The sequence below is a fragment of the Alistipes sp. genome (assembly GCF_048465575.1).
GTDB lineage: Bacteria > Bacteroidota > Bacteroidia > Bacteroidales > Rikenellaceae > Alistipes.
This window is the reverse complement of the sequence record NZ_DBFWLG010000013.1, coordinates 169,310-187,319: the sequence shown is the minus strand read 5'-3', so window position 1 is coordinate 187,319 and position 18,010 is coordinate 169,310. Positions and strand designations below refer to the sequence as shown.

The following is an 18,010-nucleotide window of genomic DNA, read 5'->3' as shown; positions in this document are numbered from 1 at the left end:
GGTCTTCGCGGCCATCGCCCATCCAGCGATCCGCGTCGTACACCGGATGCCGGCCTCGGGCCGCCTCCCTCTTCTCCCCCGACAAGCCGCGGGTTGTGCACGATGAACGGAAGTCGTGTACACGGTGAAACCCTCGGTCTTGCGGCTTCGGCTCAAGAAACCGTCGCTTCGGACGGACAACCGCGCAGGAGGTTCCGAAACCCTCGTCCAAATAGTTCAAAGGCCTACCCGGCGCCGTGATGGCTGCACCGGGCAGGCCCTTTTTTTGTGGCCGCAAGAGAGGGCGATCCCGAAAATGCGACCCGAACTCGCGGGGCCGTTCGGCGGCCGGCAGCCACCTACTCTTATCGCAGGTGAGCGGTGCATGCACTGCCTGCCCGCCCGCAGCCTTTGTACGCTATTTCAGCGCCTCGACCACCCTGGGCAGCAACGCCGGCAGGGCGTGCTCGTCCTGCGCGGTGTAGAAATTGCCGTCGATCTCGACCGGGGCGTCCGTGGCGAGGGGACCCTGTACGGCGGCCTTGGCCAGCGGATGTACGGCGACCCGCATCCCGGCTGCGGCCCCTGCAAACGAGAACATCAATCCTGCCGCACAGTGACCGATCATCGGTTTATCCGAAGCGCCGAATGCACTCAGCACCTCCATCAGTGCGACATTCCACGGCTCGGATGCGTGGCTGGCAAAGACGGGCACGGCGTCGCCGCACGCGAACACCACGGCGTCGAACTCCGCCTCGCGGCCTTTCAGATCGGCGATCGTTCCCCCGGCCGACAGCGGCACGCCCGAGTTGGTGCGGATCTGCGGCGTCGGGGCCACGGCGAAGAGTTCGAACGGGATTTTGTTTTCGTAGAATGTCTCCAAATAGTGGAACAGCCCCATCCCGTTGACGGGATCGACGGCCAGAACGGCTACTTTCTTTGCCATGCGATTGAATTTTTTAGTGAAACGAACGGTTACTAAAGATAACTTTCTTATCTTTGTGTACAAATGTACGACGAAATCTGGACGAAAACAAGAACGCACCCCGAGGTGACCATGTTACCGCCCGGTAACTTTTGTTGAAAACCAAGCCGATGGCACACGAAAAAATTTTGCACGATTTCTCCCCGACGGGCCGCTGCCCGATCCGCGAGGTGTTGAGCCGCCTGGGCGACAAGTGGTCGCTGCTGGTGCTCCTGACGCTTCACGCCAACGGGGTGATGCGTTTCAGTGCGATTCAGCGCTCTCTTTCCGATATTTCGCAGCGGATGCTGACCGTTACGCTCCGGACGCTCGAAGCGGACGGCCTGGTCGCCCGCCAGCTCCATGCCGAGGTGCCGCCCCGCGTGGAGTACCGTCTGACGGAGCGCGGCGAGAGCCTGCTGCCGCATATCGACGCGCTGGTGGAGTGGGCCGGGGACAACCTGGAGGCCATCCTTTCCGACCGAACAAAAAGCAGGGCTCTTTCAAGGTGAAAAGTGAAAGGTGAAAGGTGTTTCGAATATTCCCGAGCAATGTCGTGGGGTCGCAAGCACTCTTCCCTGACCCCCGAGCTCAGTCGAAGGGTCGCAATCGATATTGTCATTCCGAGCCTTGCGCGGGGAATCTTCCGCTACTTGTTTTGCCCTCGCCGCCTTTGGCGGGGGCAGCCCGCAACTCCCGGATGCGGAGGGCTGCACCGTGCCTCGGGCCCGATTTGCCCGCCGCTGGCTGCGGCCCGCAAACAGATGAAAGGTGAAAAGTGATCTGCCCTCCGACGAAGCGCCAGCGACATGCTATGGGAATCAGCGGAAGAATCGTCGCATCCGTTCGGAATGACGTGGATTACGAATTCTGAATTTGCATGCGACCTCTCGACGGAGCTCGAGGATCGAGGATGAGATATATCTGCGACCGCTGCTCGGGGCTCGAAATGTTATTCGGTTTTTATTCTCGATCCTCAGGCTCCGTCGAGAAGTGTCGGGCCTATCCGGTGTTTTTCCCTGCGACCCCTCGTCAGGCTCGGGACCATCTTTCGTCAGGTTCGGGGACCGCTTCAGACCGGGCTTGAGCACCACCCCCTCGACTAAGCGAGGAAACGGGATTCATTGCGCCCGCCCGCTTCCGGCCGGAACACGAAAAAGCCCGGTGTGTGCGCACACACCGGGCTTTTTGCAGTCCGTATGCCAATCTATTTCGCCTTGGCACTCTTCGCCGCCTTGGCCGCGACGGCCTTGTCCAGTTCGATGATGAAATCCGAGAGGACGTTCATGTAGTTGATAAAGGCGTCGTAGGCCGAGTCGTAGGGGTTGAAATAGGAGTGCACGTCGCCGTCCGAGAGCCACTTGGTCGCCATGTAGTAGAAATGGTCGGAGGTCTGGAGGAAACTCCACACGTAGTCGAAATCGGGATTTTTGAGTTGCGCGACTTTCTCTTTCTGGGCGTAGAGTTTCGAGAACGCTTCGTTCTGCAACTCGTTGCCCAGCCACGCCGTTACGTCGCGCTCCTCGTCGGCCCACGACATCACGTGCGGACAGTGGAGCACGGCGACGGGCTGGTGCTTCTTGGCCGCCTCGCTCACGGTGGCGAACTCCAGACCGCTCTTCTTCGCAAGGATCGCCTTGGGCAGCGCTTTCATGAATTCGAAGATGCCCGTGTCGGCCGCCTGGTGCTCGCCGAACGTCTCGTAGTCCATGAAGAGGTTGATGACCTCGCCCGGCGTCTCGTCCGACGCGAGCCACTTGACGTACTTGTCGGTCGTGAGGGGCCACTCGTCCCAACTCCGGTTCGAGAAGCGGAACGCGATGTCGTCCGAGAGCTTGTAGTTGCGAAGCAAGAGGCGCAGCTTCTGGTCGATGGCGTTGGCGTAGACGTAGTTGGGCGATTTCCAGCCCAGCACGTGCTTCGCTCCCTCGGCCAGCATCGTACGGAAGCCCATCGAGGCGACCATCGCGCCGATCTCGTCGGAGTAGATCAGCTCCGTGTTGCGGAACGCCGTGGGTTTGAGGCCGAACTCCTTTTTGATGAGGTCGGTGTGCAACTTGACCTGCTCCTGGAAATCCTCTTTCGACGCCAGCGACGCCAGCGAGTGGGAGTAGGTCTCGGCCAGGAACTCCACGCATCCCGTGGCCGCGAGCTCCTTGAACGAATCGAGCACCTCGGGCGCGAATGCGCCGAACTGCTCGACGGCGATTCCCGTGATCGAGAACGAGCAGCGGAACTTGCCCTTGTTCTCCTTGATGAGTTTCAAAAGCAGGGCGTTCATCGGCAAGTAGCATTGCCGGGCGACTTTCTGCATGATCGAGCGGTTCAACAGGTCGTCCAGGTAGCTGTGGTCCTTGCCCATGTTGAAGAAACGGTATTTCTTCAGACGCCAGGGCTGGTGAACCTGAAAGTATAAGCAGACGGTTTTCATAGGAGCTTATTTGTTTTGATTGTTCTTATTCTCTTCGATCACCTCTTCGTAGACCGTTTTGATCTTGGCCGCGGCGTCGTTCCACTTGAGGTTGGTGACCTCTTCGAGCCCTTTCGAGGCGAACATGCCCGACAGGGCGGGGTACTTGATCAGGCCGTAGATGGCGTCAGCCAGGGCGTCCACGTCCCAGTAGTCGACCTTGACGGCGTAATCGAGCACCTCGGCCACGCCGCTCTGCTTGGAGATGATGACCGGGACGTTCGAACGCATGGCTTCGAGCGGCGAGATGCCGAACGGCTCCGAGACCGAAGGCATGACGTAGACGTCCGACAACTGGAACATCTTGTGTACGTCCTCGCCGCGCAGGAAGCCCGTGAAATGGAAGCGGTCGGCGATGCCCAGCCGCGCCACGCGGCGGATGACGTGGTTCATCATGTCGCCCGAGCCGGCCATGACGAAGCGCACGTCCGGTACCCGCTTGAGGACCTTGGCGGCCGCCTCGACGAAGTAGTCGGGACCTTTCTGGTAGGTGATGCGGCCCAGGAACGTGACGATCTTGTCCTGGACGCCCCGCTCGGGTGCGGCGGGCGAGTTCTCGGCGAAGCGCACGGCGTTGTGGACCGTGACGACCCGCTCGGCGGGCACGCCGTATTTGTTGATGACGATGTTGCGCGTGAGGTTCGAGACGGCCATCACGCGGTCGGCGGCGTGCATGCCGGCGCGCTCGATGGCGTAGACCTGGGTGTTGACGTTCTCGCCCGAGCGGTCGTACTCCGTGGCGTGCATGTGGACGACCAGCGGCTTGCCGGAGACGCGCTTGGCGGCGATGCCGGCGTAGTAGGTCAGCCAGTCGTGGGCGTGGATCACGTCGAACTGTCCGTCGAGGTCCCTGGCCACCTGGGCGGCGACCACGGCGTAGCGGGCCACCTCCTCCATGAGGTTGGCGCCGTACTTGCCGGAAAAGGTGTAGCGTTGTTTCCAGGCGTCGGTCGTGGACCAGGTGGTCTGACCCGTCTTGACGTACTGCTCGTGGTAGGCGTCGTACTCCTCGGGGGAGATGTAAGGCACCATGTTCGAGTCGATATGGATGAACGACATTTTCTCCAGGATGTCGTCTGCGCCGCTGCCTGTCGAGCCGTACAGGGCCTCTACGTCGCTGGCATTCACCACGTGGGTGAACCGCTGGTCCTCGTCGCCGTAGGCATGGGGCACCACGAACGTCACGTCGACGCCGTTGCGCGCCAGTCCGCGGGTCATGCCGTAGCAAGCCGTTCCCAGGCCGCCTGCGATGTGGGGCGGAAACTCCCAACCGAACATTAAAACTCTCATAACTTACCTTATTTGTTTTTCTTTTTGTTTGCTGCCTGAAGCGCTCCCGGTCCTCCTCGCTGCACGGCGTTCCGCCGTGTTTGCAATTCTGACCCCACCCCAAACCACTCCCTTACGGAGGGGCTTGCCATTCGGCACCGTACAACCTTCACACGATGCGCCCGGGCTGATTCTCTATTTAGTCTTTTTTCCGTTCTCCTTTTTCGCAGCGGGCTTTTGGGCGGTCGCTTTGGCCGCGGGCTTCGCGGCACCCTTTGCTGCGGGCTTGGCGGCTTTGGCCGCGGCGCCGGCCGCGGCGGCCGGTTTTGCGGCTCCGGCTTTTCCGGCTGCCGTCGCAGCGTCCTTTTTGGCCGCCACTTTCTTCGGGGCTGCCGGTGCGGATTTGGGCTCCCGTTCGCGGATCATGCCGTGGATGTCCAGCACGGCGCCCACGCTCCACGCCTGCGAAATGGCGCCGCGCGGCGCATAGGGCGGGTCGGCGTCGAACAGTTCGCCGATCGAACCGATGCCGTAGGTCTGGATCTCCTCCTCGAACGAGGCGAGGATCTCCTGCGCCTGCATGAGGAAGCCGTCGCCGTCGATGTCGAAGCATGCTGCGACGTAGAACTCCAGCAGCCAGGGCCAGACCGAACCGTTCTTGGCCGCGAAATCGCGCTCGGCGGGCGAGCCCTCCTGCGAACCCCTGTAAAGGGGGTTGCGCGGCGAGAGCGTGCGCAATCCCTTGGGCGTCAGCAGGTGCTGGCGCACGGTGCGGATCACCTCGATCTGCGTCTCCGTGTCGAGCATCTTGTATTTCAGGCCGCAGGCGACGATCATGTTGGGACGGATCGACGAATCGGGGCCGTCCGCGCCCACGTAGTCGGCCAGGTAACCCTCGGGCAGGCGGAAGAGGGCGTTGAACGAAGCCGCCGTGCGTGCGGGCGCTTTCTCCCACGCTTTGACGAAAGCCTTGTCGCCGTTTTGGCGCGCCAGTTCGAGCGCATAGCACAGGGCGTTGTACCACAGTGCGTTGACCTCGACCTGGTAGCCGTTGCGCGGCGTGACGGCCCTGCCGTCCAGCATGGAGTTCATCCACGTCATCGGGTGCTCGTCGGACGAGGCCCATACCAGGCCGTTCTCATCGAGCCGGACACGTCCGGCCACCCCGCGGCGGTAACTCTCGAGGAGTTCTTTCATCGCTTTGCCGTAGCGTTTCCAGATCTCGGCTCCGCCCACGTGGCGTTCGAGCTGCTGGAGCGTCCAGAAGAACCAGAGCGGTGCGTCGGCGGCCGCAGCGGCCGATGCCGAGCCGGTGAACATGCCGTCGCGCATGGCCCGCACCTGGGTGTCGAGGGCGTCGATGCAGTCCTCCTTGTGGTTCTGCCTGAGGGTGATGCCCGGCAGCGAGACGAACGTCTGGCGCCCGGAGACCCCGTGCCACGGATAGCCCGCGATCACCTCCGTCCGCTCGCCCGGACGGCGGATCACGAACTGGCGTGCCGAGTGCTCGAGGCAGCTGATGAAATCGATCTTGAGCGTGCGGCGGGCGATCGAGGCGTTGAACACCTCCTCGATGGTCTTCGTCGAGCCCATCTCGTCGAGCGAGGCCGAGAAGACGATGCTTTCGCCCTTTTTCAGATCGGCCTCGAAATAACCCGTGGTCATCAGGTCCTCGTGGCCCTCGTAGCCGCGCGCAAGGTCCTGCTGGTATTCGAAATTGTAGTACCAGTCGGGTGCGGGTACGAACTCCGTGCCGGGCTTCGAGGTCTGGAGGTAGAGCCACGGAAATTCGCCGTAGAGGCGGCATTTCACGCCGTTGACGGCCGGATAGGAGTGGCCGTCGGCGGCCATGTTGGCGTGCGTGAGGGCGTGCTTGTCGCGGAACGCCAGGAACGGGCGCAGACGGAGCCGCGTCTCGGAGTGCGCGTCCAGGAGCGTGTAGCGGATCATCAGCTGCGTGCGCTTGTGAATCCAGAGCATCTCCTTTTTCAGAATCACGCCGCCCACGCGGTAAGTGATCGTGGGGGTGGGCGTATATTCGAAATCGGTGATGTACTTGTGTCCGCGCGGCTCGTAAACGCCGCGGAAGCGGTGCAGGGCCAGGTTGAACGTCTGGTCGTGCTGGATGACGGTCTCGTCGAGCGACGAGAGCAGCACGTAGGTGTGTCCGCTGTCGTCGACCGGGGCCACCATCAGGCCGTGGTAGCGGCGGGTGTTGCAACAGACGATGGTCGTTGACATGTAGCCGCCGATGCGGTCCGTCGAGAGCATTTCCCGCTGGAGCGAATACTCCAGGTTGCCCAGTTCGCTTTTGTCGAAAGTTAATGCTGACATATCGCTTTTAAAATTCGGTTCGTCCTATAAAGATATTGAAATTTTCAGATACTGGCAATTAAATAGCTGAAAATTTTACCTTTCCGACTTTTTTTATTTTCCGCCTAAGCCCATTTTACCAGTGCGAAATCCATTCGGTGCGGCAGGTGCTCGTTGTGCGGGTAGATCCGCAGGGCCACGTCGAACGTGCCGGCTTCGCCCGGGGTGTAGTCCAGCGCGTAGGTTACCAGGTGCCCCTCGATGCCCGTGCGCTCGAGGTCGATCGTGCGCATGACGTTCACGGCCTGGCCCTGGACGATCTGCTTTGCGATGACCATCTCCACGCCGATGTCCGAGGGCTGGAGGTTGGCGATGTCGAGCGTCACCTCGAAGCGGTATTTCTCGCCCACGAAGACGGCCTCCTTGTCGATCTTCACGCGCTCGACGTTGACGATGCGCACCTGATCCCACGCGGCCGAGACCTTGCGTTTCCAGGCCGCGATCTCGCGGGCCAGCTTGTAGCCGCCCTCGACGATCTCGCGTTTGCGGGCCGCCAGCTTGTCGTAGAAGCGCTCCTCGTAGTCGATGAGCATGCGGTTGGTGGTGAAATTCGAGGCGATGTCGGCCACGCAGCGCTTGACCGAACCCACCCACTCGTGGGGGATGCCGTCCTTGCCGCGGTCGTAGTAGCGGGGGGCGATCTGCTCCTCGATGGTGTTGTAGATCATCTCGGCGTCCAGTTCGTCCTGGTAGTGCTGGTCGGCGAACGTGCGCTCCATGGGGAGCATCCATCCGGCGCCCTCCTTGTAGCCCTCGACCCACCAGCCGTCGAGCACCGAGAATTGCAGCACGCCGTTCATCACGCACTTTTCGCCCGAGGTGCCCGAAGCCTCCAGCGGACGGGTCGGGGTGTTCAGCCACACGTCGACGCCCTGCACCATGCGGCGGGCGAGCTCCATGTCGTAGTTCTGGAGGAAGAGGATCTTGCCCACGAACTGCGGCATGGCGGCCACCTCGACGATGCGTTTGATCAGGTCCTGCCCCGGCTTGTCGTTGGGGTGCGCCTTGCCTGCGAAGATGAACTGCACGGGACGCTCCTTGTTGTTGACGATGGCCGCCAGGCGGTCGAGGTTCGTAAAGAGCAGATAGGCGCGCTTGTAGGTGGCGAAGCGGCGCGCGAAGCCGATGGTGAGCACCTCGGGCTTGATGCCCTCGATGATCTGGATCATCTGCCGCGGCGAGTCGAGCCGCACCTCGCGGGGGTCGCTGAAGCGGCGGCGGATGTGACGGATCAGCTTCTCCTTGAGGTACATGCGCTCCTGCCACAGCTCGTTGTCCGGAATGTCGTGCACTTTCTGCCAGGCCGGGATGTTGTAGACGTGGCCCTCGAATCCGTCGGCGAAATAGCGCGAGTAGAGCCTGCGCAGCGACGAGGCGATCCAGGTCGGGAAATGGACGCCGTTGGTGACGTAGCCGATATGCAGCTCGTTCTTGAAATAGCCCGGCCACATGTTGCCCAAAATATCTTTCGACACCTCGCCGTGGAGCCACGACACGCCGTTGACCTCCTGCGAGAGGTTGCACGCCAGCACCGACATGGAGAACTTCTCGTTGGGGTCGTTGGGGTTGGTCTTGCCCAGGTTGATGTACTGCTCCCAGGTGATGCCCAGCACGTCGGGGTAGTGGGCCATGTACTGGCGGATCATCGACTCGGGGAACGCGTCGTGGCCCGCCGGCACGGGGGTGTGGGTCGTAAAGAGCGACGAGGAGCGGATCACCTCCAGCGCCTCGGAGAACGAGAGCTTCTTGTGGTTGACCAGCTCGCGGATGCGCTCGATGCCGATGAACGCGGCGTGGCCCTCGTTGCAGTGGTAGACATCGTGCTTGACGCCCAGTTTCCGCAGGGCGCGGATGCCGCCGATGCCCAGCAGAATCTCCTGCTTGAGGCGGTTCTCCCAGTCGCCGCCGTAGAGGTGGTGGGTGATCTGGCGGTCCTCCTCGAGGTTGGCCTCGTAGTCGGCGTCCAGCAGGTAGAGGTCCGTGCGGCCCACCTGGCATTTCCAGACGCGGGCCGAGAGCGTGCGGCCCGGAAACGCGATGGTCACGGTCACCCAGCCGCCCTCCTCGTCGCGCACGGGCGAGATGGGGAGTTTGTAGAAATTCTGCGCTTCGTAGGTGGCCTCCTGGGCACCCTGCGCCGAAAGGCGCTGCGTAAAGTAGCCGTAGCGGTACAAGAGGCCCACGGCGGCCATCGGGACGTTCTTGTCCGAGGCCTCCTTGAGGTAGTCGCCCGCCAGGATGCCCAAGCCGCCCGAGTAGATCTTCAGCGAGGAGTGCAGGCCGTACTCCATCGAGAAATAGGAGATGCGCGTGGCGCCGACGGCCGGTTTTTCGTGCATGTAGTTGCTGAACTGCGCGTAGACGGCGTCGAGCTGCGCCAGGAATTCGGGGTCCTGTTCGAGCTTCTTCATCCGCTCGACGCTCAGTTTGTCGAGGAACGCGATCGGGTTGCGGTCGCACGCGGTCCAGAGCACGGGATCGATCCCCTCGAACAGGTCGCGGGCGCCGGGGTTCCAGCACCACCAGAGGTTGCGCGAAAGCTCTTCGAGGGCGTGCAGCCGACGGGGCAGCGTCTTGTCGACCATCATGCGGTTCCAGTTGGGCTTCTCGACGAAGAGCTGCTGGCGCACGAAATTGATCTGCTCGGTCGAGGCGCCGCCCTCGTCCAGCACGGCGCGGTTGGTGCGCAGGATCGAGGCGTCGATGGCTTCGGAGTAGGCCTGCTCGTAGGCGGCGTAGAGGTGCTCCCAGAGCGCCGTCTCCGAAATCTCGTAGGCCGAGACGCGGGCCTCGTCGACGTGCTTCTCGTCGAGCAGGCTGAAGCGGAGCACGGCGTCGGCGATCCTTGCAATGACCTCCTTGTCGTTGAAATCGTCGCGGCGGATCACCTCCACGCCCGTGTGTTCGCGCTGCTTGTCCACCCACAGGCCGAATCCGGCGAGCGTCGTGGTAATGGTCGGCACGGAGAAAGCCACCGATTCGAGCGGGGTGTAGCCCCACGGCTCGTAGTAGGAGGGGAAGACCGTGAGGTCCATGCCCGAGAGCAGTTCGTAGTAGTCCTTGTTGAAGATGCCGTCGTTGCGGTTGAGGTAGGTCGGCACGAAGATCACCTTGACTTTCGAGTCGTCGGCGGCGAGCACCGAGCCGTTCAGGGCGGCCACGATGGGGTCCCAGGCCGGATTTTCGAGGTAGTGGGTCGAGAATTTGTATTGCGCCGGGTCGATGGGCTTCGAGGGGTCTTCGAGGTGGGCCTGCAAATCCAGCCGCGGGCCGCGGTTGCCGGCCGGCACGGTGATGTAGGCCAGCACCTCGCGCTGGAGGCGGTCCGAGGCGGCCAGCGCCTTGAGCGACTCGATGAAGACGTCGAGCCCCTTGTTGCGGAACTCGTAGCGGCCGCTGGTGCCGATGATCAGGGGGTCGGTGGCGAAGCGGGTGCCCAGTGCGGCCTCGGCCACCGAGATCATCGCCCGGCGGGCCTCGGCGCGTTTGGCGTCGAACTCCTCGCCCGCCCAGACGAAATCGTTTTCGAAGCCGTTGGGCGTGATGCCGTCCGGCTCGCGGCCGAGGAGGTATTTGCACTCGTTGGCCGTGATGTCGCTCACGGTAAGGAACGCGTCGTGGTAGGTGGCGGCCATCTTCTCGATCGAGTGCTTGGCCGTGACGTTGAACTGGCGCGCCAGGTCGTCGGCGTTGAATTTGGTCAGGTCGTTGTAGAGCGGGAGGCGGTTGCCGGCGATGCAGCGGCCCATCACGGTGGCGTGCGTGGTGAAGAGCGTGGCCACATAGGGGGCGTTGCGGCGCAGGTACAGGCCGCCGGCCGCGGTCATCCACTCGTGGAAATGGGCGGCGACCTTTTCGGTGGCGGTGCAGAAATTGTCGACGTACGAGGCGATCACCATGCCGGCGGCGTAGCCGAACAGGACCGGCTCGACGTAGTCCCACTGGCCCGAGATCGAATCGACGTGGTAGTCCTCCCAGAGTTTTTTGAGAATCTCGTCCTTGCGCGGAAAGAGCGAGGTGAAATCGACCAGGATCGCCAGCGGCTCGCCCTTGATCTTCCAGCGGCCGACGCGGATGCGGATGCCCTCGCCGTAGACGCTCTGGCGCCACGTCTTGAGCAGCGTCGGGTCCTCTTCGAACTCCGTGTTGGCCCCCTCGTGTTGCAGGTCGGGACCCAGCAGCACGTAGCGGTCCGAGAATTTGCGGGTAGCGGTTTGGGCTTTGGTCGAGATGACGGTGTGGATGCCGCCGACCTTGTTGCATACCTCCCAGCTTACCTCGAACAGGTAGTCGGGAGTCAGTTTTGCATTACTCATATTTTATTCAGCTTGTTTTAATTTACGCGACGAATCGGGGTGTAAACCGGGTGCAAAGGTAGCACTTATATTTATATAAAACAACCCGCTTCTCATTTAATAAAAAAATTTAAGAATAAGTTAACATTGCGGACTGCCGGTTGAGTTTCACTTTGTTAGGCCGCATGTTATGTTTCGAAAAGTGCCTCGATCACCGCGTCCGAAACGAGGAACCGCTCGGGCGGGATCGCAAGGCGTCCGTCCTCGGTGCGCAGTGTGTGCGCACACACCGACGATTTCGCGTCGTGCAGCAGGCGTGCGAGCCGTTCGCGGCCGAAAAGGTGTTCGACCTCGGCAAGGACAACGCCCTCGGCTGTCCTGAGGCGCGTCATCAGGTATTCGTTGAAGCGATCGCGGTCGCTGAGCGTTTCCGTTTCGGCAGGCGCTCCGGCCAGGTATTGCTCCAGGGAGGCGACGTTCCAGCTCCGCACGCGGCCGCCGTCGTAGGAGTGGGCCGCGGGGCCGAGGCCGAGGTAGCTGGCGCCGTGCCAGTAGGCGGCGTTGTGGCGTGCGCGGAATCCCGGTAGGGCGTAATTCGAAACCTCGTAGTGTTCGAATCCCGCTCCGGTCAGCGTACGGTGCACGGTGAGGAACTCCTCCTCGCTGACCGCCTCGTCCACGGGGGCGAACTCGCCCCGTGCGGCGCGGCGGCCCAGCGTCGTACGGGGTTCGACGGTCAGGTGGTAGGCCGAGATGTGCTGCACACCCAGCTCGAGCGTTTGGCAGAGTGTCCGGCGCAGCGAGTCGCCGCCGAAGCCCGGCACGCCGAAGATGAGGTCCACGGTGATGTTGCCGAAGCCGGCCCGCCGGGCGTTGCGCACGGCCTCGACGGCCTCGGCGGCCGTGTGGCGGCGGTTCATCCACAGAAGGCAGGCGTCGTCGAACGACTGCACGCCGATCGAAAGGCGGTCGATGCCCGCTGCGAGCAGGGTGTCGAGGTACGCGGGCGTGAGGTCGTCGGGGTTGGCTTCGAGGGTGGTCTCCGCGACCGACGAGCAGTCGAAAAGTTCCCCGGCGTGGTCCAGCAACGCCCGAATCTGAGCGGGAGCGAGGAGCGATGGGGTACCGCCGCCGAAATAGCGCGTACGGACCGCCTCGCCACGGAGCCAGTCGCTGCGGTCCTCCAGTTCGCGGTGGAGGGCGGCCACCAGGTCGTCCATGCGCGCGAGCGAAGCGCTCCGGTAAAAGTCGCAATAGGCGCAGATGCGCTTGCAGAAAGGGATATGAAAGTAAATTCCGGCCATAAGTCAGGCACCCCGGTTTGTTCTCCGTCGGTCGTCCCGGCGGATCGGCGGATTGCCCGCTCCGCCCAGGCGAAAGGGGTGCGCAGCGAGAGGTGCATCTACCAAATATACGAAAAAAATCCGAACCCGACCCCTTTCGGCCGCACAATCTTCGCCTCCGCGCCGCGTGCGGGGCCCGGGCTCTGTCCTCGCCGCACGTTTTTCGGTGCTCGGCGGTGCACGGAAAGGCTCCGTGCGGACCACGGGTAGCCGCTATAAATGAATGAGATAGCGCTATCGGGAAAAATAATAAATATTTTTTGTAATTTTCACTGTTAACTTTTTCACAATTCTGAAAGTTTTTCTACCTTTGTGCCGTCCGGGTGTGCATTTTTTGCAGTGAGCCGGACGTTAGGTCAATGGATTCGATGTTTAATTTTAAATACCAATTATTATGGACAAAATGGATTTGAAAAAGTACGGGATCTCCGGGGTTACCGAGATCGTGTACAATCCCTCGTACGACGAGCTGTTCCGGGAGGAGACGAAAAAGGGGCTGCGCGGCTTCGAGAAAGGCCAGCTGACGGACATGGGCGCCGTGAACGTCATGACGGGCGTCTACACCGGCCGTTCGCCCAAGGACAAGTTCTTCGTCATGGACGAGACCACCAGGGATACGATCTGGTGGACCTCGGAGGAGTACAAGAACGACAACAAGCCCGTCTCGAAAGCAGCCTGGAAAGAGCTCAAGAAGATCGCTTCGAAAGAGCTTTCGAACAAAAAACTCTTCGTCGTCGACACGTTCTGCGGCGCCAACGAGAACACGCGCCTGAAGATCCGCTTCATCATGGAGGTGGCCTGGCAGGCTCATTTCGTCAAGAACATGTTCATCCGCCCGACCGATGCCGAGCTCGAAGAGTACGGCGAACCGGATTTCGTGGTGCTCAACGCCTCGAAAGCCAAGGTCCGGGATTTCAAGAAGCTGGGTCTCAACTCGGAGACGGCCGTCGTCTTCAACCTCACCGAGAAGATGCAGGTCATCATCAACACCTGGTACGGCGGCGAGATGAAGAAAGGCATGTTCTCCTACATGAACTACCTGCTGCCGCTGAAGGGCATCGCCTCGATGCACTGCTCGGCCAACACCAACGCCGACGGCGACGACACGGCCATCTTCTTCGGCCTCTCGGGCACGGGCAAGACCACCCTTTCGACCGATCCGAAGCGCAAGCTCATCGGCGACGACGAGCACGGCTGGGACGACGACGGCGTCTTCAATTTCGAGGGCGGCTGCTACGCCAAGGTCATCAACCTCTCCAAGGAGAACGAGCCCGACATCTGGAACGCCATCCGCCGCAACGCCCTGCTGGAGAACGTCACGGTCGGTCCCAAGGGCAAGATCGATTTCTCGGACAAGTCCGTGACGGAGAACACCCGCGTGTCGTACCCGATTTTCCACATCAAGAACATCGTGAAGCCCGTATCGAAAGGGGCTCCCGCCAAAAAGGTGATCTTCCTCTCGGCCGACGCATTCGGCGTGCTGCCTCCCGTGTCGATCCTGACGCCCGAGCAGACCAAATACTATTTCCTCTCGGGCTTCACGGCCAAACTGGCCGGCACCGAGCGCGGCATTACCGAGCCCACGCCGACGTTCTCGGCCTGCTTCGGCGCCGCATTCCTCTCGCTGCACCCCACCAAGTACGGTGAGGAGCTCGTCAAGCGCATGAAGCAGTCGGGCGCCACGGCCTACCTGGTGAACACGGGCTGGAACGGTACGGGCAAACGCATCTCGATCAAGGATACGCGCGGCATCATCGACGCCATCCTCGACGGCTCGATCGACAAGGCGCCGACCAAGAAGCTGCCGATCTTCGACTTTACGATCCCCACGGAGCTGCCGGGCGTAGATCCCGCGATCCTCGATCCGCGCGACACCTATGCCGACCGCACGCAGTGGGACACCAAGGCCGTCGACCTGGCAGGCCGCTTCATCAAGAATTTCAAGAAATTCACCGGCAACGACGAGGGCAAGAGCCTGGTTGCAGCCGGCCCGAAGCTGGACTAAACCGGTGGCGGCGACTCTTGCCGCTTCCGAATATTGAAAATCCCGGAGTTTTGCGCTCCGGGATTTTTTGTAAGCGGTTTGCCGCGTAAATGTGCGGTGTGTGCGCACACACTGAGTATTTCGGGTTACTTTCGCCGGTTGAACTTGTACTCGAAAGCGAAAGTGAAATAGCTTGCGTAGAGCCTTTCGCGGGAGATGCTGACGCCCGTCGGACCCTGACCGACCCGGATGCCCGTCTGCTGGTTGAGGATGTCGTAGGCATTGAATGAAAGGGTGGCGTTGCGGTCCCAGAAGCGGCAGCCGAGGGAGAGGTTGAGCTGGTGGATGTCATTGTCCGCCGCCGTGTACGTGTTGTTCCGTTCGATCCCGTAGGTATAGTTTCCCAACACGAAGAAACGGTTCACGTCCCAGCGCAAGGTCGCTCCCACGCGCTCCGAGAGGTTGCGGTTGGAGTACCCGTCGGGATTGCGGAACCAGTTTACGTTAGTCTTGCTGTCGAGCGTGATGCGGAATTTTGACGAGAAATTGCTGGTAAGCTGGACTTCGAATTCACCCATGTGCTTTTGGGCCCGCTGCGGCCCGGCTCCCTGCCCCGTATCCTCGTTGGGATTTTGATAGAAATAGTACGCCCGGAACTCTGCGAAACACTTCAGCGGTGCGATGGGTCTCTTGTAGGAGATCGAGCCGTGGACATTGATGTTGTTGCCCCAGTTTTCGGGCCTTGTAAGCCAGGCTCCCGCCGGAGCGAGGTAGTCGTCGTAGTCTTTCAGAGGGGTATCTTTATCGAAGTAGGTCCGGGTCAGGATGACGGCATCGGTGGTCAGGGTGATGCTGCCGGAGATGCTCAGCGAACCCTCCTGCCCGATCATTCCGTCGTGGCTGATACTGGCGGAGTACTGTTTTTCAGGTGCGAGCGAGGGGCTGCCGGCAGAGAGGTGCAGCGGGTTGGTGTCGTCCAGACGCGTGGAGTAATAGCGCATATCGGGTGGCCGCTGGGAGGCATCCAGGGAGAGGTAGGTCGTTCCTTTGGGCTGTCTGTAGTGATAGTTCACGGAAGCGTTCAACCCGTGGAAGACCCGCTCGTCACGGGAAGCCCTCAGGCGGTCGCGGTGGGAGAGGGAGATGAGTTGATAGGTGGGGTCGATACTTAAAATATGGTTGCCTCTCATCAGCGAATATCTGATCCCGGCGCTTCCGGTGAGCGTGCGGTCGGTGGCCAGGGTGGAGAGTGCCCGGTCCAACTCCTCGGTTTGGGGGTCGAAAGCCTTGATCCGCTGCTCGTTGCCCGTGTGTTCCACTTCGGTTTTAAACGTAAGTTCGCCGCCTTTATCGAAGTTGAAGCTATAGGCGACCGAACCGGAGGCACTAATTTGGGGTGCGGGTGCTGCGTTGCGGAAGACAAGTTCGGTATTCGTTTGCTGCTCGCTCTCCGTTTGGGTTTCGCGTCGGTTTTCGTTGTTGTCGGTATCGGAATAGTCGAAATAGACTGCGATATTGAAACGCTGGTTCTCCTTGATCCGTCTGTCGAAATGGCTCGACCATTGGATACGGGAACTGTTGCCCCACGACTCGATCGTGCGGAGCATGTCGAACAGCGGAGCGCCGTCCTGCGTGGCACGCTGGCGCCGGAAATCGGTGCCCGTCCGATTGTAAAAAGAGCCGCTGAGCGAGGTGTCGAAAAAGGTCTTTTCGCCATTATAAACATATCCGGCACTGAGGCTGTGTTGTCCGGTTTCGTTCTTTTTGCGGGTCGTGTCGGCCTGGAAGCGCGAGGTATAGTGCTCCGATGCGAAATAGTTTCGCTCGCTGGTGGCGGATTGTTCATCCGTGGTCGTGTTGTACCTGTACGAGAAGTTGTAGCGATGCTTGTCGACACTTCCCGATACCGAAGCGTTGGCGTTGGATTGTCGCCTGAGCCCCGGCAGCGGTTTGCCCAAATTATGCCGGGCGAGGTTGTTGCTTCCGCCGCTCAACGCCACCTGGAGCGCTTCGCTGTAAAATCCTGCATCTGCCTTGGCGTTGTAACGCGCCGGACGGTTGCCCTCCACGTCCTGCTCGAACCCGGCACCCGCCTCTATGTGGGCGTTGGCCGCAAAGGATTTGGAAAAGTCCTTGAACGTGACGACATTGAGCACTTTGCGCTTGCGGGCGTTTTTGCCGTGAAGCGCGGCCTCCTTCTCATCGACCTCGTCATAGGATTGGATGGAGGCGACCTCCTCGGCTTCGAGCTGTTTGAGCGCGGTGGTGGGGTCCTCGCCAAAGAGCAGCCGGCTGTTGACGTAAGTGCGTTCGACCTTTTCGCCGAAAATGGTCACACTGCCGCTTTCCGAGACCTCTACACCTGGCATTTGGCGCATGATTTCGAGCGCCTTTTCACCCTCCATCGTCTTGACCGCCTTGGGAATGTAGACGATGGTGTCCCCCTTCATTTCGTACATTTTCAGGCGGCTGCGGACCACCACGGCGTCGATCCCCGTAGGGTCTTCGGCCAACCAGACATCGCCCAGATCCCGTTCCGGCGCGTCGGTCTTGAGGTAAACCGTGCGGATGCTGTGGCCCAGGTGGTTGATCTCCATGCGGTTGCTGGGCCCGACACCGCATGTGAACCGGAAGCGGCCCTCCTTGTCGGCGACATACTGCCTGACGGCAGTCCGGTCCAGATATCCCTTACCCACTACCGATATGACGGCAGACGGCAAGGGTTGCCGCGTTAGCGAATCGACGATGCGGCCCCGGAAAACCGTTTCGTAAAAATATTTTCCGGTTACGGGATCTCTTGCCGATTCGATGCCCTCGAATAATATCTGAGCCATAGCCCCCGCGTGGAGGGCTATGGCGAGGAGGATAACAATTAAGATGCGTTTCATCAAGAAAGAAAGTCTCTTCTACAACTTTTCTACAGTTAACTTAACTGTCTGAGAAGCTGTTCCTGCTGCATTAGTCAATACAAATGTGTAATCTCCTTCATCTTCTGGATAAACTACGATAATCCTAAAGGTTACTAATGGATATTTATATAATAGTTCAAACCTATCACTAATATCTATTGGGTCACCATTTTTTAGAACAGACACACTTGGCACTGGATTTCCAGAAATTTCAAAAGTCCATACAGCTTTTTGACCTTCTTTTACTGTTAAATTAGTGGGCTTACGAACGAACTCAGGAGGGGAGGGGCTTCCTACTGTTGCCGATCCGTTTGCTTCAAGGGCTCCTATCGTAAGGAACCCGATTGCCAGCACGAATGCGTAAAATTTTTTCATAAGGCTTATGTTTTAGTGGTTTAACCTTTTGCAAGATAGGAATATTTCT

General features: G+C 60.5%; 10 protein-coding genes. 2 read left to right on the top strand and 8 right to left on the bottom strand.

Annotation, left to right across the window (positions count from 1 at the left end; genetic code table 11):
* Positions 1 to 397 precede the first annotated feature (397 nt).
* Positions 398 to 925, bottom strand: a complete 528-nt coding sequence (locus ACMQ11_RS05185) for a DJ-1/PfpI family protein (RefSeq protein WP_418991704.1) — start codon at positions 923 to 925, stop codon at positions 398 to 400.
* 167 nt (positions 926 to 1,092) lie between these two features.
* Between ACMQ11_RS05185 and ACMQ11_RS05180 the strand changes: the two genes are divergently transcribed.
* Positions 1,093 to 1,455, top strand: a complete 363-nt coding sequence (locus ACMQ11_RS05180; protein WP_418991707.1) for a winged helix-turn-helix transcriptional regulator — start codon at positions 1,093 to 1,095, stop codon at positions 1,453 to 1,455.
* A gap of 695 nt (positions 1,456 to 2,150) precedes the next feature.
* Here the strand turns inward: ACMQ11_RS05180 and ACMQ11_RS05175 are convergent.
* The 5 genes from ACMQ11_RS05175 to hemW form a co-directional block, all read right to left on the bottom strand.
* On the bottom strand, positions 2,151 to 3,374 hold the full coding sequence (locus tag ACMQ11_RS05175; protein ID WP_418991703.1) for a glycoside hydrolase family 57 protein: 1,224 nt from the start codon (positions 3,372 to 3,374) through the stop codon (positions 2,151 to 2,153).
* A 6-nt stretch (positions 3,375 to 3,380) separates the two neighbouring features.
* Positions 3,381 to 4,703 carry a glycosyltransferase family 4 protein gene (locus ACMQ11_RS05170; protein WP_418991701.1) on the bottom strand — a complete coding sequence of 441 codons (1,323 nt, stop codon included), beginning with the start codon at positions 4,701 to 4,703 and terminating at the stop codon, positions 3,381 to 3,383.
* Between the two features lie 174 nt (positions 4,704 to 4,877).
* Positions 4,878 to 7,016, bottom strand: a complete 2,139-nt coding sequence (locus ACMQ11_RS05165; RefSeq protein ID WP_418991700.1) for a glycogen debranching enzyme N-terminal domain-containing protein — start codon at positions 7,014 to 7,016, stop codon at positions 4,878 to 4,880.
* Positions 7,017 to 7,120: 104 nt separating this feature from the next.
* Positions 7,121 to 11,371 (bottom strand): alpha-glucan family phosphorylase, encoded by a 4,251-nt coding sequence (gene glgP, locus ACMQ11_RS05160; RefSeq protein WP_418991699.1) that lies wholly within the window; start codon positions 11,369 to 11,371, stop codon positions 7,121 to 7,123.
* A gap of 167 nt (positions 11,372 to 11,538) precedes the next feature.
* The gene (hemW, locus tag ACMQ11_RS05155; protein WP_418991698.1) at positions 11,539 to 12,654 is read right to left on the bottom strand and encodes a radical SAM family heme chaperone HemW; all 1,116 of its coding nucleotides are present in this window, start codon (positions 12,652 to 12,654) and stop codon (positions 11,539 to 11,541) included.
* A 433-nt stretch (positions 12,655 to 13,087) separates the two neighbouring features.
* On the opposite strand from hemW, the gene pckA reads away from it, so the two are divergent.
* Positions 13,088 to 14,698, top strand: a complete 1,611-nt coding sequence (gene pckA / locus ACMQ11_RS05150) for a phosphoenolpyruvate carboxykinase (ATP) (protein ID WP_418991697.1) — start codon at positions 13,088 to 13,090, stop codon at positions 14,696 to 14,698.
* 125 nt (positions 14,699 to 14,823) lie between these two features.
* Here the strand turns inward: pckA and ACMQ11_RS05145 are convergent, their stop codons facing one another.
* A complete protein-coding gene (locus ACMQ11_RS05145) occupies positions 14,824 to 17,565 on the bottom strand; it encodes an outer membrane beta-barrel protein (protein WP_418991696.1) in 2,742 nt (913 codons plus the stop codon).
* A gap of 18 nt (positions 17,566 to 17,583) precedes the next feature.
* Positions 17,584 to 17,961 carry an immunoglobulin domain-containing protein gene (locus ACMQ11_RS05140; RefSeq protein ID WP_418991695.1) on the bottom strand — a complete coding sequence of 126 codons (378 nt, stop codon included), beginning with the start codon at positions 17,959 to 17,961 and terminating at the stop codon, positions 17,584 to 17,586.
* Positions 17,962 to 18,010 lie beyond the last annotated feature (49 nt).

What these genes read in the sequence shown, in the direction of transcription:
- ACMQ11_RS05185 (WP_418991704.1), bottom strand. Translation starts at nt 925, where the DNA reads ATGGCAAAGAAAGTAGCCGTTCTGGCCGTCGATCCCGTCAACGGGATG.
- ACMQ11_RS05175 (WP_418991703.1), bottom strand. Translation starts at nt 3,374, where the DNA reads ATGAAAACCGTCTGCTTATACTTTCAGGTTCACCAGCCCTGGCGTCTG.
- ACMQ11_RS05170 (WP_418991701.1), bottom strand. Translation starts at nt 4,703, where the DNA reads ATGAGAGTTTTAATGTTCGGTTGGGAGTTTCCGCCCCACATCGCAGGC.
- ACMQ11_RS05165 (WP_418991700.1), bottom strand. Translation starts at nt 7,016, where the DNA reads ATGTCAGCATTAACTTTCGACAAAAGCGAACTGGGCAACCTGGAGTAT.
- glgP (WP_418991699.1), bottom strand. Translation starts at nt 11,371, where the DNA reads ATGAGTAATGCAAAACTGACTCCCGACTACCTGTTCGAGGTAAGCTGG.
- hemW (WP_418991698.1), bottom strand. Translation starts at nt 12,654, where the DNA reads ATGGCCGGAATTTACTTTCATATCCCTTTCTGCAAGCGCATCTGCGCC.
- pckA (WP_418991697.1), top strand. Translation starts at nt 13,088, where the DNA reads ATGGACAAAATGGATTTGAAAAAGTACGGGATCTCCGGGGTTACCGAG.
- ACMQ11_RS05145 (WP_418991696.1), bottom strand. Translation starts at nt 17,565, where the DNA reads ATGAAACGCATCTTAATTGTTATCCTCCTCGCCATAGCCCTCCACGCG.
- ACMQ11_RS05140 (WP_418991695.1), bottom strand. Translation starts at nt 17,961, where the DNA reads ATGAAAAAATTTTACGCATTCGTGCTGGCAATCGGGTTCCTTACGATA.